General features: G+C 71.6%; 21 protein-coding genes and 1 tRNA gene. 17 read left to right on the plus strand and 5 right to left on the minus strand.

The features are described from left to right. Positions 1-238: 238 nt before the first annotated feature. Positions 239-1,021, minus strand: a complete 783-nt coding sequence (locus ACIRQF_RS33870) for a phosphatase (RefSeq protein ID WP_382486162.1) — start codon at positions 1,019-1,021, stop codon at positions 239-241. 34 nt (positions 1,022-1,055) lie between these two features. Further along, on the minus strand, positions 1,056-1,670 hold the full coding sequence (locus ACIRQF_RS33875) for a TetR/AcrR family transcriptional regulator (RefSeq protein ID WP_404098314.1): 615 nt from the start codon (positions 1,668-1,670) through the stop codon (positions 1,056-1,058). Between the two features lie 100 nt (positions 1,671-1,770). On the opposite strand from ACIRQF_RS33875, the gene ACIRQF_RS33880 reads away from it, so the two are divergent. From ACIRQF_RS33880 to ACIRQF_RS33930, 11 genes are all read left to right on the plus strand, one after another. Beyond that, positions 1,771-3,378, plus strand: a complete 1,608-nt coding sequence (locus tag ACIRQF_RS33880) for a carboxyl transferase domain-containing protein (RefSeq protein WP_376637638.1) — start codon at positions 1,771-1,773, stop codon at positions 3,376-3,378. Positions 3,379-3,398: 20 nt separating this feature from the next. After that, positions 3,399-5,417 (plus strand): biotin carboxylase N-terminal domain-containing protein, encoded by a 2,019-nt coding sequence (locus ACIRQF_RS33885; RefSeq protein WP_404098317.1) that lies wholly within the window; start codon positions 3,399-3,401, stop codon positions 5,415-5,417. Then, on the plus strand, positions 5,414-6,349 hold the full coding sequence (locus tag ACIRQF_RS33890) for a hydroxymethylglutaryl-CoA lyase (RefSeq protein WP_376637640.1): 936 nt from the start codon (positions 5,414-5,416) through the stop codon (positions 6,347-6,349). Before ACIRQF_RS33885 ends, ACIRQF_RS33890 begins: the two co-directional genes overlap by 4 nt. A gap of 2 nt (positions 6,350-6,351) precedes the next feature. After that, positions 6,352-7,512 (plus strand): acyl-CoA dehydrogenase family protein, encoded by a 1,161-nt coding sequence (locus ACIRQF_RS33895; protein ID WP_376637641.1) that lies wholly within the window; start codon positions 6,352-6,354, stop codon positions 7,510-7,512. 158 nt (positions 7,513-7,670) lie between these two features. Next, positions 7,671-8,720, plus strand: coding sequence for an ABC transporter substrate-binding protein (locus tag ACIRQF_RS33900; protein WP_404098320.1), 1,050 nt, complete (start codon positions 7,671-7,673; stop codon positions 8,718-8,720). A gap of 3 nt (positions 8,721-8,723) precedes the next feature. Continuing rightward, entirely contained in the window at positions 8,724-9,599 is an 876-nt protein-coding gene (locus ACIRQF_RS33905) for a siderophore-interacting protein (RefSeq protein WP_404098323.1), read from the plus strand. Between the two features lie 168 nt (positions 9,600-9,767). Further along, positions 9,768-11,246: a pyridoxal phosphate-dependent decarboxylase family protein gene (locus ACIRQF_RS33910; RefSeq protein ID WP_404098612.1), complete on the plus strand. Its 1,479-nt coding sequence runs from the start codon at positions 9,768-9,770 to the stop codon at positions 11,244-11,246. Continuing rightward, positions 11,233-12,516, plus strand: a complete 1,284-nt coding sequence (locus ACIRQF_RS33915; RefSeq protein WP_376637644.1) for a lysine N(6)-hydroxylase/L-ornithine N(5)-oxygenase family protein — start codon at positions 11,233-11,235, stop codon at positions 12,514-12,516. The genes ACIRQF_RS33910 and ACIRQF_RS33915 overlap by 14 nt, the downstream gene beginning before the upstream one ends. Then, positions 12,513-13,046: a GNAT family N-acetyltransferase gene (locus ACIRQF_RS33920; protein ID WP_389759548.1), complete on the plus strand. Its 534-nt coding sequence runs from the start codon at positions 12,513-12,515 to the stop codon at positions 13,044-13,046. The genes ACIRQF_RS33915 and ACIRQF_RS33920 overlap by 4 nt, the downstream gene beginning before the upstream one ends. After that, the gene (locus tag ACIRQF_RS33925) at positions 13,043-14,824 is read left to right on the plus strand and encodes an IucA/IucC family protein (protein WP_376637646.1); all 1,782 of its coding nucleotides are present in this window, start codon (positions 13,043-13,045) and stop codon (positions 14,822-14,824) included. The genes ACIRQF_RS33920 and ACIRQF_RS33925 overlap by 4 nt, the downstream gene beginning before the upstream one ends. Positions 14,825-14,957: 133 nt before the next feature. Beyond that, positions 14,958-15,572 (plus strand): hypothetical protein, encoded by a 615-nt coding sequence (locus tag ACIRQF_RS33930; RefSeq protein WP_404098327.1) that lies wholly within the window; start codon positions 14,958-14,960, stop codon positions 15,570-15,572. A gap of 64 nt (positions 15,573-15,636) precedes the next feature. On the opposite strand, the gene ACIRQF_RS33935 is transcribed toward ACIRQF_RS33930, so the two are convergent. Then, complete coding sequence (locus ACIRQF_RS33935; protein ID WP_376637648.1) at positions 15,637-16,599, minus strand: hypothetical protein; 963 nt, start codon at positions 16,597-16,599, stop codon at positions 15,637-15,639. 262 nt (positions 16,600-16,861) lie between these two features. Between ACIRQF_RS33935 and ACIRQF_RS33940 the strand changes: the two genes are divergently transcribed. Continuing rightward, positions 16,862-17,137, plus strand: a complete 276-nt coding sequence (locus ACIRQF_RS33940; RefSeq protein ID WP_376637649.1) for a hypothetical protein — start codon at positions 16,862-16,864, stop codon at positions 17,135-17,137. 33 nt (positions 17,138-17,170) lie between these two features. Next, complete coding sequence (gene glmS / locus ACIRQF_RS33945; protein ID WP_376637650.1) at positions 17,171-18,988, plus strand: glutamine--fructose-6-phosphate transaminase (isomerizing); 1,818 nt, start codon at positions 17,171-17,173, stop codon at positions 18,986-18,988. A gap of 145 nt (positions 18,989-19,133) precedes the next feature. Here glmS and ACIRQF_RS33950 read toward each other — a convergent pair whose 3' ends face one another. Both ACIRQF_RS33950 and ACIRQF_RS33955 read right to left on the minus strand, forming a co-directional pair. Continuing rightward, the gene (locus tag ACIRQF_RS33950) at positions 19,134-19,697 is read right to left on the minus strand and encodes a GPR1/FUN34/YaaH family transporter (protein ID WP_376637651.1); all 564 of its coding nucleotides are present in this window, start codon (positions 19,695-19,697) and stop codon (positions 19,134-19,136) included. Positions 19,698-19,839: 142 nt separating this feature from the next. Next, on the minus strand, positions 19,840-20,361 hold the full coding sequence (locus ACIRQF_RS33955; protein ID WP_376637652.1) for a universal stress protein: 522 nt from the start codon (positions 20,359-20,361) through the stop codon (positions 19,840-19,842). A gap of 331 nt (positions 20,362-20,692) precedes the next feature. Here ACIRQF_RS33955 and ACIRQF_RS33960 point away from each other — a divergent pair, with 331 nt between their 5' ends. From ACIRQF_RS33960 to ACIRQF_RS33975, 4 genes are all read left to right on the plus strand, one after another. Next, positions 20,693-21,139 (plus strand): hypothetical protein, encoded by a 447-nt coding sequence (locus ACIRQF_RS33960; protein ID WP_404098332.1) that lies wholly within the window; start codon positions 20,693-20,695, stop codon positions 21,137-21,139. A gap of 307 nt (positions 21,140-21,446) precedes the next feature. Continuing rightward, positions 21,447-22,616, plus strand: a complete 1,170-nt coding sequence (locus tag ACIRQF_RS33965) for a helix-turn-helix domain-containing protein (RefSeq protein ID WP_382486141.1) — start codon at positions 21,447-21,449, stop codon at positions 22,614-22,616. Between the two features lie 132 nt (positions 22,617-22,748). Continuing rightward, positions 22,749-23,360 (plus strand): oligoribonuclease, encoded by a 612-nt coding sequence (gene orn, locus ACIRQF_RS33970; RefSeq protein WP_376637655.1) that lies wholly within the window; start codon positions 22,749-22,751, stop codon positions 23,358-23,360. Positions 23,361-23,479: 119 nt separating this feature from the next. Next, positions 23,480-23,552 (plus strand) — tRNA-His (locus tag ACIRQF_RS33975). The last annotated feature ends 153 nt before the right edge of the window (positions 23,553-23,705 follow it).

Raw genomic sequence — 23,705 nt, forward strand, 5'->3', positions numbered from 1 at the left:
AGGGGGTGTCCGGACGTGGCGGCGACCTCCACGAGCGAAGCGAAGTGGAGCTCGCAGTCCGGACACCCCCTCCCCCGCGGAGCCGCCGGCCCCCGCTCGACGAGGGGTTTCCACGCGACGCCCCACAGGTCGGAGCACCCACCGCGGTGCCGGCGCCTGCGGCAGACAGCAGACGGCAGACGGCAGACGGCAGACGGCAGACGGCAGACGGGCGAGGGTAGCGCCCGGGCCGGGCCCGTCAGGAGAGGAGGCCGGCGGTGTCCAGGAGGTAGGCCGTCAGGGGTTCGTAGGAGCGGGGGTCCAGGACGTGGTCGTCGAGGGGGACCGTGACCTGCATCGTCCCCTCCGCCTCGGCGAGGAACAGCGCCGGGTCGTTGCAGTCCGCGTACCCCACCGAGTCCACGCCCCGCTGCGCCGCGCGCCCCGCCCATCCGTGGTCGGCGACCACGAGGTCCGGCGCGGGCTCGCCGAGCGCCTCCAGGCCGTCGAGGATCGCGTTCATCGGCTCCGGGGAGTGCGTGTGCCAGAGGCTGGCGCCCCGCTCGAAGACGGCGACGTCGGCGAACTGCACGACGTACCCCTCGTCGGCGGTGAGTCCGCCGGGGATCCGGACGATGTCGCAGCCGCGCGCCCGCAGCGCGCCGGCGACCCGGCCGTGCGCGTCGATGAGAGACCCGGGGTGACCGGTCGCGAACAGCACGCGCTCCTTCGCGGCCGCGGCCTTGGCGAGCCGGGCGGCCATGCGGTCGAGGGCGGCGACGGTGAGTTCGGGGTCGATGGTGTCCTGTCCCGTGCGGTGCGCCGGGTCGTCGACGACCCCGCACCGCTCGGCCATGACGGCGAGCACGTCCTGCTCGTCGGTCCACCGGTCGCCGAGCTCCAGGCCGAGCCAGTAGTGCCGGTCGCCGTTGGCGAGCTTCCGGTAGTGGCTGAGGTTGTTGTCGCGCGGTGTGGCGACGTCCCCGGCGATACGGGTCCGGACGAGGTGCTCGACGAGGGCGGCGCGGCTGAGTATCGGCATGGCGCCCATTCTGCCGGGCGCCGGGCCGGGCCTCCTAGGCGGCGCCCCCACCGCCGCCCAGCGAGCCGAAGGCCCCGTGGGCCAGGCCGCGCAGGAGGGTCTCCATCCGGGTGCGGCCCAGCGGGGCGCCGAGGTGGGGGGTGGAGTTGAGGAGTCCGAAGACCGCGTGGACGGCGGCGCGCACCTCGTACTCCCCGGCGGCCGGGTACAGGTCGCGGACGACGGCGACCCAGAGCTCGACGTACTGGCGCTGGAGCTGCCGGACCCGCTTGCGGTCCTCGTCCTTGAGGCGGTCGAGCTCGCGGTCGTGGAGCGTGATGAGCGGACGGTCGTCGAGGGCGAAGTCGATGTGGCCGTCGATGAGGGAGCGGAGGAGGGCGCGCGGGTCGCCGTCGGATTCGGCGACCCGCAGCCGGCCGCCGTCGAGCAGCCGCTCGCTGATGCCGACGAGCAGTTCGGCGAGCATCGCGTCCTTGCCGGGGAAGTGCCGGTAGAGCCCGGGGCCGCTGATGCCGACGGCGGCTCCTATCTCGTCGACGCCCACGCCGTGGAAGCCGCGCTCGGCGAAGAGACGCGCGGCCTCTTTGAGGATCTGCTCGCGTCGCGTCGGGGCGTCGGTCCGGCCGGTCGGGGTCGGCGTCGTGGTCATGGATTCGATTCTAGACAACGCGGTTAGCGCTCGTTAACCTGAGGCCATACGTTAACGCTCATTAACCCGAGTGGACCGACCGAGCAAGGGAGCTCGACGGATGCACCAGGCACCTGTGCTGACGAGCGCGGCGGATCCCGCCTCGGCGGCCTGGCAGGCCAACGAGGCGGCCCATCACGAGCTCGCCGCGACGCTGCGCGCCAAGCTCGCCGCGGCCGCCCTCGGCGGCGGCGAGCGGGCCCGCGCCCGGCACACCGCACGCGGCAAGCTGCTGCCGCGCGACCGTGTGGACACGCTGCTCGACCCCGGTTCGCCCTTCCTGGAGCTGGCCCCGCTGGCGGCCAACGGGATGTACGGCGACCAGGCCCCGGCGGCCGGCGTGATCGCGGGCATCGGCCGGGTCTCCGGCCGGGAGTGCGTGATCGTCGCCAATGACGCGACCGTCAAGGGCGGCACGTACTACCCGATGACGGTGAAGAAGCACCTCCGCGCCCAGGAGGTGGCGCTGGAGAACCGTCTCCCCTGTCTCTACCTGGTCGACTCCGGCGGCGCCTTCCTGCCGATGCAGGACGAGGTCTTCCCGGACCGCGAGCACTTCGGCCGGATCTTCTACAACCAGGCCCGCATGTCGGGCGCCGGCATCCCGCAGATCGCCGCGGTGCTCGGCTCCTGCACGGCCGGCGGCGCGTACGTCCCGGCGATGAGCGACGAGGCCGTGATCGTCCGGAACCAGGGCACGATCTTCCTCGGCGGCCCGCCGCTGGTGAAGGCGGCGACCGGTGAGGTCGTGACCGCGGAGGAGCTCGGCGGCGGCGAGGTCCACTCGCGGATCTCCGGCGTCACCGACCACCTGGCCGAGGACGACGCCCACGCCCTTCGGATCGTCCGGAACATCGTCGCCACGCTCCCCGAGCGCGGCCCGCTGCCCTGGTCGGTCGAGCCGGCCGAGGAGCCCAAGGTCGACCCGGCGGGCCTGTACGGCGCGGTGCCGGTCGACTCCCGCACCCCGTACGACGTGCGCGAGGTGATCGCGCGGATCGTCGACGCCTCCCGCTTCCAGGAGTTCAAGGCGGAGTACGGGCAGACGCTGATCACCGGCTTCGCCCGGATCCACGGCCACCCGGTCGGCATCGTCGCCAACAACGGCATCCTGTTCGCCGAGTCCGCCCAGAAGGGCGCGCACTTCATCGAGCTGTGCGACCAGCGCGGCATCCCGCTGCTGTTCCTGCAGAACATCACCGGCTTCATGGTCGGCAAGGCGTACGAGCACGGCGGCATCGCCAAGCACGGCGCCAAGATGGTGACGGCCGTGGCCACCACCCGCGTGCCGAAGCTGACGGTCGTCGTCGGCGGCTCGTACGGCGCGGGCAACTACTCGATGTGCGGCCGGGCCTACTCCCCCCGCTTCCTGTGGATGTGGCCGAACGCCAAGATCTCGGTCATGGGCGGCGAGCAGGCCGCGTCCGTCCTCGCCACGGTCAAGCGCGACCAGCTCGGCGACGCGTGGAGCGCCGAGGAGGAAGAGGCCTTCAAGGACCCGATCCGCGCGCAGTACGAGACGCAGGGCAGCGCCTACTACGCGACGGCCCGGCTGTGGGACGACGGGGTCATCGACCCGATGGAGACCCGGCAGGTGCTCGGTCTCGCCCTGACCGCCTGTGCCAACGCGCCCCTGGGTGACCCCCAGTTCGGCGTCTTCCGGATGTGAGGACCCAGAGGATGCAGCACATGTTCGACACCGTCCTGGTGGCCAACCGGGGCGAGATCGCCGTCCGGGTCATCCGCACCCTGCGGGAGATGGGCGTCCGCTCGGTGGCCGTGTACAGCGACGCGGACGCCGACGCCCGGCACGTGCGCGAGGCGGACACGGCGGTACGCATCGGGCCGCCGGCGGCCGCCGAGTCGTATCTCTCCGTCCCCGCGCTGCTCGACGCCGCCCGGCGCACCGGCGCGCAGGCCGTCCACCCGGGCTACGGCTTCCTCGCCGAGAACGCCGGCTTCGCACGGGCCTGCGCCGAGGCGGGCCTGGTCTTCATCGGGCCGTCCGCCGAGGCGATCTCGCTGATGGGCGACAAGATCCGGGCGAAGCAGACCGTGCAGGCGGCGGGCGTGCCCGTCGTCCCCGGCGCGGCCGACCCCGACATCGTCGACGCCGCCCGCGAGCTGGGCGCGCCCGTGCTGCTCAAGCCGAGCGCGGGCGGCGGCGGCAAGGGCATGCGCCTGGTGCGCGACCTGGCCGTCCTGGAGGAGGAGATCGCGGCGGCGCGGCGCGAGGCCCGCTCCTCGTTCGGCGACGACACGCTGCTCGTGGAGCGGTGGATCGACCGGCCGCGGCACATCGAGATCCAGGTCCTGGCGGACGCGCACGGGAACGTGGTGCACCTGGGCGAGCGCGAGTGCTCGCTGCAGCGCCGCCACCAGAAGATCATCGAGGAGGCGCCGAGCGTCCTGCTCACCCCGGAGATCCGGGCGGCGATGGGCGCGGCGGCGGCGGACGCGGCCCGCTCCTGTGGCTATGTCGGCGCGGGCACGGTCGAGTTCATCGTGCCGGGCGGCGACCCGTCCTCGTACTACTTCATGGAGATGAACACCCGCCTGCAGGTCGAGCACCCGGTGACGGAGCTGATCACCGGCCTGGACCTGGTGGAGTGGCAGCTGCGGGTCGCCGCGGGCGAGCCGCTGTCCTTCGCCCAGGAGGACGTCCGGCTGGACGGCTGGGCGATCGAGGCGCGGATCTGCGCGGAGGACCCGGCGCGCGGCTTCCTGCCGTCGGGCGGCACGGTCCTCGCGCTGGACGAGCCCCAGGGCGCCGGGGTCCGCACGGACTCGGGCCTCGCCGAGGGCACGGAGGTCTCGTCCCTCTACGACCCGATGCTGTCGAAGGTCATCGTCCACGCCCCCGACCGCCCGACGGCCCTGCGCAAGCTCCGCGCGGCCCTGGCCGGCACGGTCACCCTCGGCGTCCCCACCAACGCGGGCTTCCTGCGCCGTCTGCTGGCCCACCCGGACGTCGTCAGCGGCGAACTGGACACGGGGCTGGTGGAGCGGGACGCGGAGAGCCTGGTCGACGGTGCGGTCCCGCGGGAGGTGTACGCGGCGGCGGCGCTGCTGCGCCACTTCCCGGCGTCCGCGGCGGCGTCCGGCGGCGCCTGGTCGGACCCCTTCGACACCCGTACGGGCTGGCGCCTGGGCGGCACCCCCGCCTGGACGGCGCTGGACTTCCGGGTGCCGGGCCACGAGCCGGTGACGGTCCGCGTGCGCGGCGGGGCGGCGTCCGCCGAACTGCTGATCGGCGAGGCCGTTCCCGGCGACGAGGGCGGCGGCGTCTCCGCGGCGCTGGTCGGCGGGGCCGGCGGCTCCGCGCTGGTGGTCGCCGTCGACGGCGTCACGCACCGCTTCACCGTGGCCACCTCCCCGGAGGGGCTGTGGCTCGGCCGTGACGGCGACTCCTGGCACGTCCTGGACCACGACGCGGTGGCCGCCGCCCTCAGCGGCGCCCGGCACGGCGGGGCCGACACGCTGGCCGCGCCCATGCCCGGGACCGTGACGGTCGTGAAGGTGGCCGTCGGGGACGAGGTCGAGGCGGGACAGAGCCTGCTGGTCGTCGAGGCGATGAAGATGGAACACGTCATCTCCGCCCCGCACGCCGGCACCGTCACCGAGCTGGACGTCACGCCCGGCACGACCGTCGCCATGGACCAGATCCTGGCCGTGGTGACCCCGCGCGACGAGGAGGCGGCGGCATGAACGGCCTGCCGATGACCGTGTCCGACCCCACGCTCCCGACGCGGGTCCGGATCCACGAGGTGGGGCCCCGCGACGGGCTGCAGAACGAGAAGACCGCCGTCCCGACCGACGTGAAGGCCGAGTTCATCCGGCGGCTCGCCGCCGCCGGCCTGTCGACGGTCGAGGCGACCAGCTTCGTGCACCCCAAGTGGGTGCCCCAACTGGCCGACGCGGAGGAGCTGTTCCCCCGGGTCAGCGGACTGCCGGTGCGGCTTCCGGTCCTCGTGCCGAACGAGCGCGGGCTCGACCGGGCGCTCGATCTCGGCGCCCGCGAGGTCGCCGTCTTCGCCTCGGCCACCGAGTCCTTCGCCCGGGCCAACCTCAACCGGACCGTCGACGAGGCGCTCGCGATGTTCCGGCCGGTCGTCACCCGGGCCATAGAGGCGGGCCTCACCGTCCGCGGCTATCTGTCGATGTGCTTCGGCGACCCCTGGGAGGGCGCCGTCCCGATCGAGCAGGTCGTCCGGGTCACGAAGGCGCTCGCCGACATGGGCTGCGACGAGCTGAGCCTCGGCGACACCATCGGTGTCGCCACGCCGGGGCACGTCCAGGCGCTGCTCACGGCGCTCGGCGAGGCCGGGGTGCCCACCTCCCGGCTCGCCGTGCACTTCCACGACACCTACGGGCAGGCGCTGTCCAACACGCTCGCCGCACTCCGGCACGGCGTCACCACCGTCGACGCCTCCGCCGGCGGCCTCGGCGGCTGCCCGTACGCCAAGTCCGCCACCGGGAACCTCGCCACCGAGGACCTGGTGTGGATGCTTCAGGGCCTCGGCATCGAGACCGGGGTCGACCTGGCCGCCCTGACCGCCACGAGCGGCTGGATGGCCGACCAGCTGGGCCGCCCGAGCCCGTCCCGTACCGTTCGCGCGCTCTCCCACAAGGAGTCCTAGTCATGCCCCTCGATCACCGGCTCTCGGAAGAGCACGAGGAACTCCGCCGTACGGTGGAGGAGTTCGCCCACGACGTCGTGGCGCCCAAGATCGGCGACTACTACGAGCGGCACGAGTTCCCGTACGAGATCGTCCGCGAGATGGGCCGCATGGGCCTGTTCGGCCTGCCGTTCCCCGAGGAGTACGGCGGCATGGGCGGCGACTACCTGGCGCTCGGCATCGCGCTGGAGGAGCTGGCCCGGGTGGACTCCTCCGTCGCCATCACCCTGGAGGCCGGCGTCTCGCTCGGCGCGATGCCGGTCTACCGCTTCGGCACCGAGGAGCAGAAGCAGGAGTGGCTGCCGCGGCTGTGCTCGGGCGAGCTGCTCGGCGCCTTCGGCCTGACCGAGCCGGGCGCCGGCTCGGACGCGGGCGGCACCCGCACCACCGCCGTCCGCGACGGCGACCACTGGGTCATCAACGGCTCGAAGTGCTTCATCACCAACTCCGGTACGGACATCACCGGTCTGGTCACGGTCACCGCCGTCACCGGCCGCAAGGCGGACGGGCGCCCGCTGATCTCCTCGATCATCGTCCCCGCGGGCACCCCCGGCTTCACGGTCGCGGCGCCGTACTCGAAGGTCGGCTGGAACGCCTCGGACACCCGCGAGCTCTCCTTCGACGACGTGCGCGTCCCGGTGGAGAACCTGCTCGGCGAGGAGGGCCGCGGCTACGCGCAGTTCCTGCGCATCCTGGACGAGGGCCGGATCGCCATCTCGGCGCTGGCCACGGGCCTCGCGCAGGGCTGTGTGGACGAGTCGGTCAAGTACGCGAAGGAACGTCACGCCTTCGGGCGCCCGATCGGCGACAACCAGGCCATCCAGTTCAAGATCGCCGACATGGAGATGCGTGCCCACATGGCCCGCGTCGGCTGGCGCGACGCGGCCTCGCGGCTGGTGCTCGGCGAGCCGTTCAAGAAGGAGGCGGCGCTGGCGAAGCTGTACTCGTCCACGGTGGCCGTCGACAACGCGCGCGAGGCGACCCAGATCCACGGCGGCTACGGCTTCATGAACGAGTACCCGGTGGCCCGCATGTGGCGCGACTCCAAGATCCTGGAGATCGGCGAGGGCACGAGCGAGGTCCAGCGGATGCTGATCGCCCGGGAGTTGGGCCTGTCCGGCTGACCCCTCGGCCCCAGGCGCCGGAGCCCGTCACCCCGTCCCGGGGTGGCGGGCTCCGGCGTTCCCGGGCCGCCCCGCCCCTGTTGATCGGAATGAGGTTAGGCTAACCTACCTTCGACTTGCCCAGGCCGACCCCGGCACGTACCGAAAGCGACTTCGCCATGCCCAGCACCGCCCGAGCCACTTCCCTCACCCGTCGCGGTCTGCTCGCCGCGGGCGGCGCCCTCGGGCTCGGCGCCGCGCTCGCCGCCTGCGGCAGCGACACCAAGGGCGGCGGCGACTCGACCAAGGCCGGCGACAAGGGCGGCCCGTGGAAGTTCACCGACGACCGCGGCACCGCCGTCCAGGCCAAGTCCGTCCCGAAGAACATCGTCGCCTTCACCGGAACCGCCGCCGCCCTGAAGGACTTCGGCATCGAGGTCAAGGGCGTCTTCGGCCCGACCACGGTCAAGGACCCGAAGACCGGCGCGGAGACCGCCGACGTCCAGGCCGGTGACCTCGACGTCAAGAAGGTCGAGATCATCGGCAACGTCTGGGGCGAGTTCAAGATCGAGGAGTACCTCAAGCTCCAGCCGGAGCTCCTCATCACCGACATGTGGGAGAAGGGCGACCTCTGGTACGTCCCGGCCGAGCAGAAGGACAAGATCCTCAAGATCGCGCCGAGCGTCGCCCTGTGGGCCGCCGACAAGTCGATGCCGGCCGTCCTCCAGCGCCACGCCGACCTCGCCGCCTCGCTCGGCGCCGACGTGCAGACCGCGCGGATCAAGGCGGACAAGGCCCGCTTCGAGGCCGCCGCCGAGCGGGTCCGCAAGGCCGCGCAGGGCAAGAAGGACATCAAGGTCCTGATCGGCTCCGGCTCCCCGGACCTCTTCTACGTCTCCACCCCGGCCCGCCCGACCGACACGCTCTACTTCAAGGAGCTGGGCGTCAACGTCATCACGCCCGCCAAGCTCGACCAGGGCGGCTGGTTCGAGGGTCTGAGCTGGGAGAACGTCGGCAAGTACCAGGCCGACATCATCATGCTGGACAACCGCACCTCGGCCCTGCAGCCGGAGGCCCTGAAGGCCAAGCCCACCTGGGCCGCGCTGCCCGCCGTCAAGGCCGGCCAGGTCATCCCGCGCGTCACCGAGCCGATCTACTCGTACGCCAAGTGCGCCCCTCTGCTGGAGGACCTGGCCAAGGCCCTCGAGAACGCCAAGAAGGTGTCCTGACCCATGACGAACGCCGAGACCGCCCCGTTCCGGTTCTTCTCCCTCCAGGTCGACAGGACGCGGCGGCTCGGCCCGTCCCTGGTCCGCGTCACCTTCACCGGTGAGGACCTGAAGAACTTCGCCTCCGGCGGGCGCGACCAGTCGCTCTCGCTCTTCCTGCCGCACCCCGGCCAGGACGCCCCCGTGCTGCCCCCGCTGGACGACCCGGACATGTACGCGATCCTGGGCGCCTACCGGGCCATGCCGCACGAGGAGCGGGCCGTGATGCGCTCGTACACCGTCCGCGCGCAGCGCACCGAGCCGGTGGCCGAGGTCGACATCGACTTCGCCGTCCACCCGCCCTCCCCGGCCGCCGGTGCGGCGGGCGTCGGCCCCGCCTGCCGCTGGGCCCAGCACGCGAAGCAGGGCGACCGCGTGGTCGTCCTCGGCCCGGCCGTGGCCGACAACACGGGCGTGCGCTTCCGGCTCCCCGAGGACGCCGACTCCGTCCTCGTATGGGGCGACGAGACGGCCCTGCCGGCCGTGTCCGCGATCCTGGAGTGGCTGCCGGCCGACACCCGCGCGCACGTCTATCTCGAAGTCCCCCACTCCGGCGACCGCACCGAGCTGGCGACCGAGGCCGACGCGACCGTCACCTGGCTGGTCCGCGAGGAGGGCGCGCCGTCCGCCGTCGAGGCGATCGCGGCCGCCGAGCTGCCGGGCACCGACCCGTACGTCTGGATCGCGGGCGAGTCCGGTGTCGTGAAGGCGCTGCGCCGGCACTTCGTGCGCGAGCGCGGGCTCGACAGGCGCCGGGTCACCTTCGTGGGCTACTGGCGCAAGGGCCTGTCCGAGGACGCCCTGCGCGAGGTCCCGGACGAGACGCAGGAAGAGGCGTAACTCCCGCCTCCCCGGGGCTCGTCGAGCCCTCCCCCGAACCCCCCACAGGGCCGACGGCCCCTCAACCCTTCCGGGCTGAGGGGCCGTTGTTGTGTGCCAAGTTAGGTTAGGCTAACCTTACTTTTACCGAACTTGACCGACCGTGTCCCCACCCGGAAGGGCCCCCACATGCGCTCCCACCTGCTCAACGCCACGACGGCGGAGTCATATCGACGCTCCGTCACCGAAGGAGTCGAGCGGGTCGCGAGGAAACTCGCCACGACACGCGGCCCGTTCACCGGCGTCACCCCCGCCGGACTCGCCCCCGTCGTCGACGCCGTCGACCTCGACCGGCCGCTCGGGGACGCCTCCGCGGCCCTCGACGAGCTGGAGGACGTCTACCTCCGCGACGCGGTCTACTTCCACCACCCGCGCTACCTGGCCCACCTCAACTGCCCGGTGGTCATCCCCGCCGTCCTCGGCGAGGCCGTGCTCTCCGCCGTCAACTCCTCCCTCGACACCTGGGACCAGAGCGCCGGCGGCACCCTGATCGAGCGCAAGCTCGTCGACTGGACCGCCGGCCGGATCGGCCTCGGCCCGCTCGCCGACGGCGTGTTCACCAGCGGCGGCACCCAGTCCAACCTCCAGGCGCTGCTGCTCGCCCGCGAGGAGGCCGGCAGCACCGACCTGACGAAACTGCGGATCTTCTCCTCCGAGTGCAGCCACTTCAGCGTCCAGAAGTCGGCCACCCTCCTCGGACTCGGCCGCGACGCCGTCATCTCGATCCCGGTCGACCGCGACCGCCGGATGCAGTCCGTGGTCCTCGCCGCCGAGCTGGAGACCTGCCGCGCCGAGGGCCTGATCCCGATGGCGATCGTCGCCACCGCCGGCACCACCGACTTCGGTTCCATCGACCCGCTGCCCGAGATCGCCACCCTGGCCGCCGAGTACGGCGCCTGGATGCACGTGGACGCGGCCTACGGCTGCGGACTCCTCGCCTCGCCGACCCGCCGCCACCTCCTGGACGGCATCGAGCAGGCCGACTCGGTCACCGTCGACTACCACAAGTCCTTCTTCCAGCCGGTGAGTTCCTCGGCCGTCCTGGTACGCGACGGGTCCACCCTGCGGCACGCCACCTACCACGCGGACTACCTCAACCCGCTCCCCCAGGCTCTCGGCTCCGCTCGCGCAGGGGGGACCCCCACGACGACCGCCGAGCGGGTCCCGAACCAGGTCGACAAGTCCCTCCAGACCACCCGCCGCTTCGACGCCCTCAAACTGTGGATGACCCTGCGCGTCATGGGCGCCGACGGCGTCGGCGAGCTCTTCGACGAGGTCTGCGCCCTGGCCCGGGCGGGCTTCGAGCTGCTCGCCGCCGACCCGCGCTACGACGTGGTCGTCGCGCCGCAGCTGTCCACCCTCGTCTACCGCTACATCCCCGAGGCCGTGACCTCGCCCGCCGACATCGACCGCGCCAACCTCTACGCCCGCAAGGCCCTGTTCGCGTCCGGCGAGGCCGCGGTCGCCGGCACGAAGGTCGACGGCAAGCAGTACCTCAAGTTCACCTTGCTCAACCCCGAGACGACCGTGGCCGACATCGCCGCCGTCCTCGATCTGATCGCCGGCCACGCCGAGCAGTACCTGGGAGAGAACCTTGTCCACGCCTGAGACGACTCGGCCGCACGACTTCATCGGCATCGGGCTCGGTCCGTTCAACCTCGGCCTCGCCTGCCTGACCGAACCGATCACGGAGCTGAACGGCCTCTTCCTGGAGTCCAAGCCGGACTTCGAGTGGCACTCCGGCATGTTCCTGGAGGGCGCCCACCTCCAGACGCCGTTCATGTCGGACCTCGTCACCCTCGCCGACCCGACCTCGCCGTACTCCTTCCTCAACTACCTGAAGGAGCGCGGCCGGCTGTACTCGTTCTACATCCGCGAGAACTTCTACCCGCTGCGGACGGAGTACGACGACTACTGCCGCTGGGCCGCCGGGAAGCTCTCCTCGATCCGCTTCGGCACGACCGTCTCGGGCGTCTCGTACGACGCGGACACCGAGCTGTACGTGGTGTCCACCGAGGCCGGAGAAACGTTCCGGGCCCGCCGGATCGTGCTCGGCACCGGCACCCCGCCGTACGTCCCCGAGTCCTGCCAGGGCCTCGGCGGGGACCTCATCCACAACTCGCGCTACCTCCCGCACAAGGAGGAGCTCCAGAAGAAGAAGTCCATCACCCTGGTCGGCAGCGGCCAGAGCGCCGCCGAGATCTACTACGACCTCCTGAGCGAGATCGACGTCCACGGCTACCGGCTCAACTGGGTGACCCGCTCCCCGCGCTTCTTCCCGCTGGAGTACACCAAGCTCACCCTGGAGATGACCTCGCCGGAGTACGTGGACTACTTCCACGCCCTTCCCGAGCGGACCCGCTACCGCCTGGAGACCGAGCAGAAGGGCCTCTTCAAGGGCATCGACGGCGAGCTCATCGACGCGATCTTCGACCTGCTGTACCAGAAGAACCTGGCCGGCCCGGTCCCCACCCGGCTGCTCACCAACGCGGCGCTGACCTCGGCCGCGTACGACGAGGCGACCGGCAGCTACACGCTGGGCTTCCGCCAGGAGGAGCAGGAGAAGGACTTCCGGCTGGAGACCGAGGGCCTCATCCTCGCCACCGGCTACAAGTACGCCGTCCCCGCCTTCCTGGAGCCGGTCCGCGACCGCCTCCGCTGGGACTCCCAGGGCCGCTTCGACGTGGCCCGCAACTACTCCGTCGACACCACGGGCCGCGGGGTCTTCCTGCAGAACGCCGGTGTGCACACCCACTCGATCACCTCGCCCGACCTGGGCATGGGGGCGTACCGCAACGCCTACATCATCGGCGAGATGCTGGGGTCCGAGTACTACCCCGTCGAGAAGACCATCGCGTTCCAGGAGTTCGCCGTATGACCACCGTCCACATACGTCCGCTCGATCCGCTGAAGGACGCCGAGCTGATCCACCCCTGGGTCACCGACCCCAAGGCGACCTACTGGATGATGCAGGGCTTCAGGCTCCAGGACGTCGAGCGCGAGTACATGGCGATCGCCGCCAACCCGCACCACGACGCCTTCATCGGCCTCGTGGACGGCACGCCCGCCTTCCTGATGGAGCGCTACGACCCCGCACGGGCCGAGCTGGTCGGGTTGTACGAGGCGGAGCCGGGCGACGTCGGCATGCACTTCCTCGTCGCCCCCACCGAGACCCCCGTGCACGGCTTCACCCGCACCGTGATCACCGCGGTCATGCGCGAGCTGTTCGCCGACCCGGCCACCGCCCGCGTGGTCGTCGAGCCCGACGTCCGCAACACCGCCGTCCACGCGCTCAACGAGGCCGTCGGCTTCGTGCCCGAGCGGGAGATCCAGAAGCCCGAGAAGAAGGCGCTGCTGAGCTTCTGCACCCGCGCGCAGTTCGAGGCCGCCGTGGGAGCCGCCGTATGAGCACCTTCGCCGACCCCGTCGCCCACCTCACCCCCGAGCGCTGGGCCGACGCCAACCGGGCGCTGATCCGCAAGGGCCTCGCCGAGTTCACCCACGAGCGCCTGCTCGACCCTCGGGAGCTGGGCGAGGGCCGCTACCTGGTGCTGAGCGACGACGGGCGCACCGAGTACCGCTTCACCGCGGACCGCTTCGCCCTCGACCACTGGCAGGTCTACCCGGAGTCGATCAGCCGGCACCGCGGCAGCGAGCAGCTCCCGCTGGACGCCCTGCAGTTCATCACCGAGCTGCGCGGTGCGCTGGGCCTGAGCGACGAGATCCTGCCGGTCTACCTGGAGGAGATCTCCTCCACCCTGTCCGGCACGGCCTACAAGGCGACCAAGCCGCGCGTGACGGCCGCCGAACTGGCCCGCTCGGACTTCCAGGCCATCGAGACCGGGATGACCGAGGGCCACCCCTGCTTCGTCGCCAACAACGGGCGGCTCGGCTTCGGGGTCGACGAGTTCCGCGCCTACGCCCCGGAGGCGGCCGCCCCCGTGCACCTGGTGTGGCTGGCGGCGCACCGCGACCGCACCACCTTCACGGCCGGTGCCGGGATCGACTACGAGACCTTCGTCCGGGCCGAGCTCGGCGACGCGGCCGTGGACGGCTTCGCGGCGACCCTCGCCGCCCGCGGCCTGGACCTCGCCGACTACCTGCTCGTCCCGGTCCACCCCTGGCAGTGGTGGAACAAGCTGTCCGTCACCTTCGCCGCCGAGGTCGCCCAGCAGCGCCTGGTGTACCTGGGCGAAGGCGACGACGCCTACCTGGCGCAGCAGTCCATCCGGACCTTCTTCAACACCAGCGACCCGGCCAAGCACTACGTGAAGACGGCCCTGTCCGTCCTCAACATGGGCTTCATGCGGGGCCTGTCGGCCGCCTACATGGAGGCCACGCCGGCGATCAACGACTGGCTGGCCGGTCTCGTCGAGGCCGACCCCGTCCTGAAGGCGGCCCGGTTCTCGATCATCCGCGAGCGCGCGGCGGTCGGCTACCGGCACCTGGAGTACGAGGCCGCCACCGACCGCTACTCGCCCTACCGCAAGATGCTGGCCGCGCTGTGGCGGGAGTCCCCGGTGCCGTCCCTCGCCGAGGGCGAGCGGCTCGCCACGATGGCCTCGCTGCTGCACCTCGACCACGCGGGCGCGTCCTTCGCGGGCGCCCTGGTCAAGGAGTCGGGGCTCGCGCCGGCGGAGTGGCTGCGCCGCTACCTGGACGCGTACCTGCTGCCGGTGCTGCACTGCTTCTACGCCTACGACCTGGTCTACATGCCGCACGGCGAGAACGTGATCCTGGTCCTCGACGAGCACGGCGCGGTGTCCCGGGCGATCTTCAAGGACATCGCCGAGGAGATCTGCGTCATGGACCCGGACGCGGTGCTCCCTCCGGCCGTGGAGCGGATCCGCGCCGAGGTGCCCGAGGACATGAAGCTGCTGTCCGTCTTCACGGACGTCTTCGACTGCTTCCTGCGCTTCCTGGGCGCCACGCTGGCGGCCGAGGGCGTCGTCGGCGAGGACGACTTCTGGCGCGCGGTCGCGGAGTGCGTGCGGGGCTACCAGGACTCCAAGCCGGAGCTCGCGGACCGCTTCGCGCAGTACGACATGTTCGCGGAGACCTTCGCGCTGTCCGCGCTCAACCGCCTCCAGCTGCGCAACAACAGGCAGATGGTGGACCTGGCGGACCCGTCGGCGGCGCTCCAGCTCGTCGGCGACCTGGTGAACCCGATCGCCCGGTTCGCCTGACGGACCGGGGGCGGGCCCCGGCGGAGATACGGTCCTCCGCCGGGGTCCGCCTCCCCCCTCCGTTCAGGCGATCACCCTGTGTCACCCGACGGATCTCTTCGACTACCCACCGTGTCTGTGGGAGTTTGGCCGCGTGATGACGCGAATCGCCCGCGGCCTCGTCGGCGCGGCACTGGTCACGGCTCTGGCGATGACGGTCGGCTGCGGAGGCGGCGACGCAGACGAAGGGGACGGCTCGACCGAGACCCCGGACGCGCCGACGACCACGACCGAGCCCGAGCAGGGCGGCACACTGGGCAAGACCTTCCCGGGAAAGGGCGGGGGCGGCCAGGCCGCCCCGGTCCACGTACCGACGACGAAGGTCGGCGAGACGACGGGCGGGAAGGTGACGGTCCACAACGCCTCCCCCGCGCCCATGAACTTCGACGCTCCGCAGACGGACACCGACAACCCTGACATGGGGGACGGAGCGGCGGACCTCGGCACCTGCGACGGCACCCTGGCCCCCGGCGAGGAGTGCGAGATGAACCTCCAGTTCACGCCGTACCAGGCGGGAACCTACTCCGGAACCCTGAGCTTCGTGACCTCGCAGGGGGAGACGGTCACCGTGCCCTTCTCCGGGGAGGCGGTGAGCGACACGCCGACGGAGAGCGAGACGTCCGAGCCCACGCCCACCTCGGAGCCGACCGAGACCCCGGAGGAGACCGAGACCCCGGAGGAGACCTCGACCGATCTGTTGACGCCCTAGGGATGTCTCGTCGACCGGGCCGGATCACCGCGAGCCCGGCCTGATCGGCAGGACACCCCACGGCTCACTCGACGTCCGCGGACGTGAGCGCCACCCGCACCGTGTCGTCGTCGGGCAGCACGACCGTCATGTGGTCCGCGTACCGCGAGTGGTAGGAGACCAGGTAGAAGCGGGACGGAGACTTCGCGAGCAGGAGGAATCCGGTGTACCGGTGCCGGTACGGGCCCCTGGCCGTACCCACGTCCCGGTAGTCGATGTCCTTCGCCTCGTGCATGATCGGGATCCGCGAATAGACGACCACCGGCAGGCTCGCCCGGTTCCCGCCTTTGATGGCCACCCAGGCGTCGGATTTCCCCGCGTCGGCCACGTACCTGGACAGGCCGAAGAACAGGCTCATGGCAAGCAGCCCGATCAGCAGGGTGCCGCCCGCCGCCCACATCCGGTAGGCGGTCTCCTCCCGCCGGCCCGGACGCTCCACGCTCCACTGAAGACGCTGCTGCACGGAGAAGAACGCCAGGGTGGCTCCCAGAGCCACCACGAGGGTGGGGGCGAACCGGGTGCCCCACCAGCCCGCGGGGAGGAAGGTCGGGATGTGCAGCCCGAAGAAGACCGGAAATCCCAGCATCGCCATGAGCAGGCCCACGGCGAGGAACCACCAGCACACCGTGCGGCGTCGGCGCTCGTTCCCTGGGCGGCCCAGCACATGGCCGATGCGGCCGAGCACCAGCAGCACGACCAGCCCGCAGACCAGCAGGAACCACACCGGGCCGAAGACCGCCCTCGGACTCTTGGCCAGGTAGGCCTGGACCGAGAGCTGGAGGTCGGCCGGGGGCACACCGAAGGCCGCGTAGTACGCGTCGGTGTAGACGCTGCCGAAGTAGTACAGCAGGCCGATGACGGCGGTCCCCGGCGCCACCACGTAGGCCGCCTTGTCGATGAACGACACCTTCGGCGGCGCGGACCGCTCCGCCGGCGCGGGCTCCGGCTCGGGCCCCGGCGCGGACTTCTCCCCAGGCGGCACGTACATGCCGTCAGTCTCCGTACCGATGTCCGGCCGTGCACGCAGAGCACGCCACCTGGCCTAGCCCGTCTCTCCCGGATCTTGCCGGGCGCGCGGCCCGATCCGAAGGAGACGGCCTGTCCCGGGCCTGCCCAGCGTCTCGGCCCCCCACTTCCGACGGTCAAGGTGTAGACCAATTGGCCCATCCAGGGGTGTGATCAAGGCCTCTCTTGCCCGAAATCGGGCAGGATTCTTGCACTGACCCTCGGGTAGCCCTCAGTATTCACGGGTGCTCGATCGCCGCCCGTCGTACGACGACCTCATCGACCACCTGGTGCGCAGCACCGCGCTCCAGCGCGGGGAGGCCTCCCGGGTGGTCCTCGACGTCCTCGCGTACTTCGACGAGACGACCGAGGACTTCGTGCGCCGCCGCCACCGCGAACTGCAGGCCGGCGGTTCGGTGAACACGGAGATCTTCGAGCGCATCGCGGCCGAACTGCCGCACCGCGCCGTGGCGCCACCGGAGCTCTCGCTCCGGCAGCTGCGCCGCATCGTCTACGGCTGAGCACACTCACTGACTCGGAGGGTTGACACCTATATGTGCGGAATCGTCGGTTACATCGGCAAGCGCGACGTCGCTCCCCTGCTGCTCGAAGGGCTGCAGCGCCTGGAGTACCGGGGTTACGACTCGGCGGGCATCGTGATCACCAGCCCGAAGGCCGCCGGCCTGAAGATGGTGAAGGCCAAGGGCCGCGTCCGCGACCTGGAGGCCCGCGTCCCCAAGCGCTTCACCGGCACCACCGGCATCGCGCACACCCGCTGGGCCACCCACGGCGCCCCCAGCGACGTGAACTCGCACCCGCACCTCGACCCCGAGAACAAGGTCGCCGTCGTCCACAACGGCATCGTGGACAACGCCGCCGAGCTGCGGGTGAAGCTGGAGGCCGACGGCGTCGTCTTCGCCTCCGAGACCGACACCGAGGTCATCACCCACCTGATCGCCCGCTCCCAGGCCGCCACGCTGGAGGAGAAGGTCCGCGAGGCGCTCAAGGTCATCGAGGGCACGTACGGCATCGCCGTCATGCACGCCGACTTCAACGACCGCATCGTGGTGGCCCGCAACGGCTCCCCGGTCGTCCTCGGCATCGGCGAGAAGGAGATGTTCGTCGCCTCGGACGTCGCCGCCCTGATCGCCCACACCCGCCAGGTCGTGACCCTCGACGACGGCGAGATGGCCACCCTGAAGGCCGACGACTTCCGTACGTACACGACCTCCGGCGCGACCACCACCGCCACGCCCGAAACCGTGGAGTGGGAAGCCGCCTCCTACGACATGGGCGGCCACGACACCTACATGCACAAGGAGATCTCCGAGCAGCCCGACGCGGTCGACCGCGTGCTGCGCGGCCGGATCGACGACCGCTTCTCCACCGTGCACCTGGGCGGCCTCAACCTCGACGCGCGCGAGGCCCGCGGCATCCGCCGGATCAAGATCCTCGGCTGCGGCACCTCGTACCACGCCGGCCTCATCGGCGCCGGGCTGATCGAGTCCATGGCCCGCATCCCCGCCGACGCCGAGCCGGCCTCCGAGTTCCGCTACCGCAACCCGGTCGTCGACCCCGACACGCTCTACATCGCCGTCTCCCAGTCCGGCGAGACCTACGACGTGCTCGCCGCCGTCCAGGAGCTGAAGCGCAAGGGCGCCCGCGTCCTCGGCGTGGTCAACGTGGTCGGCTCCGCCATCGCCCGCGAGGCCGACGGCGGCGTCTACGTGCACGCCGGCCCCGAGGTCTGCGTCGTCTCCACCAAGTGCTTCACCAACACGGTGGTCGCCTTCGCACTGCTCGCCCTGCACCTCGGCCGCATCCGCGACCTGTCCGTCACCGACGGCAAGCGGATCATCGAGGGCCTGCGCAAGCTGCCCGGCCAGATCGAGGAGATCCTCAAGACCGAGGACGAGATCAAGAAGCTGGCCCAGGAGTACGCCGGCGCCCAGTCGATGATGTTCATCGGCCGCGTCCGGGGCTACCCGGTCGCCCTGGAGGCCTCCCTCAAGCTGAAGGAGATCTCCTACATCCACGCCGAGGCCTACCCGGCCTCCGAGCTGAAGCACGGCCCGCTCGCCCTCATCGAGCCGGCCCTGCCGACGGTCGCGATCGTCCCCGACGACGACCTGCTGGAGAAGAACCGCGCCGCCCTGGAGGAGATCAAGGCCCGCAGCGGCCGCATCCTCGCGGTCGCGCACCAGCCGCAGGAGAAGGCCGACCACACCATCGTCGTGCCGAAGAACGAGGACGAGCTCGACCCGATCCTGATGGGCATCCCGCTCCAGCTCCTCGCCTACCACACGGCGCTCGCCATGGGCCGCGACATCGACAAGCCGCGCAACCTGGCCAAGTCCGTCACGGTCGAGTAGGCGGCTCCTCGGGCCTGTCCCCCGAGGTCCCGCCCGCCGGGCCTGTCCCCCGGCGGTCGGCCGGACACCGGAGCGGCCCCTGTGCATCCCAGGTGCACAGGGGCCGCTCCTTCATGTGCGCGCCCTCGGGCGCGCGTGCCGTGGATCAGCTCGCGGCGGCCGCGCCGCGGCGCGAGCGGGCCACGGAGGTCGGCCAGCCCGCCACCGCGGCCGTCGCGCCGTACCAGGCCGCGAGACCGGCGACCGCGGCGATCCAGCCACCCGCCTTGCCGAGACCGGAGTTGTCCGCGAGGGCCCCGATGCCCATCAGCAGGAGGGCGACGAAGAGCAGCCCGTACACGCCCTGGCCGAAGAGGCCGCTGCCGCCGGACGCCATCGTCAGGGTGAGCGCCAGCAGCGCCCACAGCAGCAGGAACAGCCCCGCGGCCTCGGCCGAGCCGCTGTCGCCGACGCCCGTGCCCCAGGTGAACCAGAAGGCGCCGAGCGCCGAATAGGCGGTGCCCTCGGCGGAGTTGCCCGCGCGCAGCGCGAGCAGGCCGACGAGGAAGAGGGCCACGCCGCCGACCCAGGTCGCGAGCCCGGCGGCGTCGGCGCTGCCGACGTGGTCGATCACGCCTGTCGAGCCGAGGCCGAAGGCGAGCAGGGTCAGTCCGAGTGCGAGGTGTCCGAGGGTGGAGGTGGTGTTTCCCGCGGCGGCTTCGTTGGACACGGCGGGCTCCCTTCAGGTGTGCAGTTGTGCTGCTTGGGCCACTTTGTTCCGGTGACCTTTATCTACCCTTCACAAGCGCACAATTCACCTGACGAAGGCCGAAATTATGGCCAGATCAAGGGAGTTGGGGCGAAAGCCGCCGTTACGGGATGACGACCACGGGCCGCTGCGCGCGCTTCGCGAGCCGGCCGGCCACCGAGCCGAAGATCCGGCCCACGATGCCGTGCGTCGAACCGACCACGATCGCGTCGGCCGAGTACTCCCGGCCGACCTCCTCCAGCTCGTGACAGATGTCACCGCCGCGCTCGACGAGGATCCAGGGCACCTCGGAGAGATGCTCGGCGCAGGCCAGCTCCAGACCGAGCACCTCGGTGCGGTGGTCGGGCACGTCGACGAAGACCGGCGGCTCGCAGCCGGCCCACACGGTGGTGGGCAGCCGGTTGGCGACGTGCACGATGATCAGGCCGGAGCCGGAGCGGCGGGCCATGCCGATGGCGTAGGCGAGGGCGCGCTCGCTGGACATGGAGCCGTCGAAGCCGACGACGACACCGTGCCGGAAGGCCGGGTCGCAGGCGTGGCGTGGCTGTTCCACCGCGAGGGGGTCGACCGTGGAGTCGGCGACGCGCTTGCGGTCCGCGGGTTCGGGGAATTCGTGACCGGCCATCGGTGTCTCGGCGAAGAGGGTCCTCTTGAGAGGGACGGAAAGGACGGGGATCGGAACAACGGTTGGCGGCGGAGCTGTGTCCGGGAATCATCTTCCCAAGCCCATACCCCCAAGGGTACGGCGACACTCCTCCCGTGCCCAGAGGCGGCTGTGGCTCGTCGGGGCATCCGCCCGGCGTTCCAGGGAGCATGCACGAGCCCCGCGCCGATGCGCAATGCCGGATGTGCCCTACAGGTGTCCGTACGGGGGCCAAACGGACGGCACCCGCAGTGACCGGAACGTTCCGCTCCTCGTTGCCACAGGTCACGCCACCGTCGCAGGGAGTCCGCCCGTGCCCGCACCGTCCCCCGCAGACACCACCCGCCGCTCCGCCTCCGCCGTCTCCCCGTCCGCCGCCGCCCTCGCCTCCGCCGAGACCGTCACCGCGGTCGTCCTGCCGCCCGCCGCCGCCCCCGCGGCCCGGCCCCCGGGCGGACGCGGGCGCCGCAGGGCGCCGGAGCCGGCCGCCGGACCGGCCGGGCGCCGGGTGCCGGGCGACCCGGCTCCGGACCCGGTGAACGACCTGGTGCGCTGGGCGGTCTTCTGCTGCGTGCTCGTCCCGGTCGTACTGCTGGGCTACGGCGCCTCCGTGGGCGGGGCGGCCGGGACGGCGGCCGGTCTCGCCGCGGTGACGGCCGCCTGCCGGGTGCTGCTGCGGCGTTCCGAACGCGGGCTGCTCGCCGAGGCGCGTGCGGGCCGCAACCGGCCGCGCGCCCCCCGGGACCACTCGCGGAGTTGACAGGGTCGCACAGCCGATCCCGTATGTTTTCGGCCAAGTTCCCGTACCCGGCGAGTCCCCGTCCGAAGGCCGCTCAACCCGCGTAGGTCCAGGCATCGCCGCCCTGGACTGCACTTCACGATCGAACGCTTCACGCCAAGTGGCCATGTCGACAATGTGCCGGAAGGAGAACTTGTCACGCCGGCGCCACGGGACGCAGTAGATTCGATCATGGATACCGAAGACTGGGGTCTCGTGCAAAACCGAGGGGAAACGTGGCACAGCGACACGACCAGGGAGACGCCAACACCGAGGGGGGCTTAGCGTCATGAGCCAGGACTCCGCCGCACCGGAGGCGGCACGGAAGCTGTCCGGGCGCCGCCGTCGCGAAGTCGTCGCGGTACTGCTGTTCAGCGGTGGCCCCATCTTCGAGAGCTCCATCCCGCTCTCCGTTTTCGGCATCGACCGCCAGGACGCGGGGGTGCCGCGCTACCGGCTGCTGGTGTGCGCCGGCGAGGAAGGCCCCCTGCGGACCACAGGCGGGCTCGAACTCACCGCGCCGTACGGACTGGAAGCGATCAGCCGCGCCGGCACCGTCGTCGTGCCGGCCTGGCGCTCGATCACCTCGCCGCCGCCCCCGGAAGCGCTCGAAGCGCTCCGCCGGGCGCACGAGGAGGGCGCGCGCATCGTCGGCCTGTGCACCGGGGCGTTCGTCCTCGCCGCGGCGGGCCTGCTCGACGGGCGCCCGGCGACGACGCACTGGATGTACGCCCCGACGCTCGCCAAGCGCTATCCGTCGGTCCACGTGGACCCGCGGGAGCTCTTCGTCGACGACGGCGACGTGCTGACCTCCGCCGGCACGGCGGCCGGGATCGACCTCTGTCTGCACATCGTGCGGACCGACCACGGCACGGAGGCCGCGGGCGCCCTGGCGCGCCGGCTGGTCGTCCCGCCGCGGCGCAGCGGCGGTCAGGAGCGCTACCTCGACAGGTCTTTACCCGAGGAGATCGGCGCCGACCCGCTGGCCGAGGTCGTCGCCTGGGCGCTGGAGCACCTCCACGAGCAGTTCGACGTGGAGACCCTGGCGGCCCGCGCGTACATGTCACGGCGGACCTTCGACCGCCGCTTCCGCTCGCTGACCGGCTCCGCGCCGCTGCAGTGGCTGATCACCCAGCGGGTGCTGCAGGCACAGCGGCTCCTGGAGACCTCCGACTACTCCGTCGACGAGGTCGCGGGACGCTGTGGCTTCCGCTCGCCGGTGGCCCTGCGCGGGCACTTCCGGCGCCAGCTGGGGTCCTCGCCTGCCGCGTACCGGGCCGCCTACCGGGCCCGGCGACCGCAGGGCGAGAGCAGCACGGCCGTGCTCGACGCGATGGTCCCGGCCCAGTCCCAGGCCATGCCGCGGCGTCCCGGCCACCCGCTGGAGCCCGGCAAGCCGATGTCGGACGCCTTCGCCCCCGGCCGGCCGGCCCTCCCGGGCCAGCGCAGCGCCCCGTAGACCGCGCGAGCCACAAGCCGCGCACCGAGAAACCGAAGGGCCCCCGAGGACACCTCCCAGGGGGCCCTTCGGCCGTTCCCGCCCGCGCCCTTTCTGCGGCTGCGGCTTCCCTTCGGCCATAAGGTAGGACGCATGAACGATCGCATGGTGTGGATCGACTGCGAGATGACCGGGCTCTCGCTGACGGACGACGCACTCATCGAGGTGGCCGCGCTGGTCACCGACTCGGAACTGAACGTGCTCGGCGACGGTGTGGACATCGTGATCCGCCCGCCGGACGCGGCCCTGGAGACCATGCCGGAGATCGTGCGCCAGATGCACACGGCCTCCGGCCTGCTCGACGCGCTCGCCGAGGGGACCACCCTCGCCGACGCCGAGGCCCAGGTCCTCGCCTACATCCGCGAGCACGTGAAGGAGCCCGGAAAGGCTCCCCTGTGCGGGAACTCGGTCTCCACCGACCGCGGCTTCCTCGCCCGGGACATGCCGGCCCTGGAGAAGCACCTCCACTACCGGATCGTCGATGTCTCCTCGATCAAGGAACTGGCCCGCCGCTGGTACCCGAGGGCGTACTTCAACAGTCCGGAGAAGAACGGCAACCATCGGGCGCTCGCCGACATCCGCGAGTCCATCGCCGAGCTCCGCTACTACCGGGAGGCGGTCTTCGTGCCGCAGCCCGGCCCGGACTCCGAGACCGCCAGGCAGATCGCGGCCAAGCACGTCGTCACCGGGGACCAGCCGCTCTGAGGCACCGCGGCTCGCGCCCACGGAGCCCCTCGGGGAAACGTGTGCGCGAGCACCCCCTCGGACCCTGTAGACTTCTTCTCGGCCGGTCAGGGAAGCCCTCGGGCAGATGACCGGTCGTGGTGGGTATAGCTCAGCTGGTAGAGCACCTGGTTGTGGTCCAGGATGTCGCGGGTTCGAGTCCCGTTACTCACCCTGAAGATCAAGGCCCCGGTTCGAACGAACCGGGGCCTTGATCGTTTTCGTGCGGGCCGCCGCCGCGACCCGGTGGAGCCCATCGCTCCGGCGGCCGGACCGGCCGCCGGACTCCGCGGACGGAAAGGGGCGCGCCCCGGACGGCGGTGGGGG

It is taken from the genome of Streptomyces sp. NPDC101191, from assembly GCF_044767915.1.
In the GTDB taxonomy this organism is placed as follows: domain Bacteria; phylum Actinomycetota; class Actinomycetes; order Streptomycetales; family Streptomycetaceae; genus Streptomyces.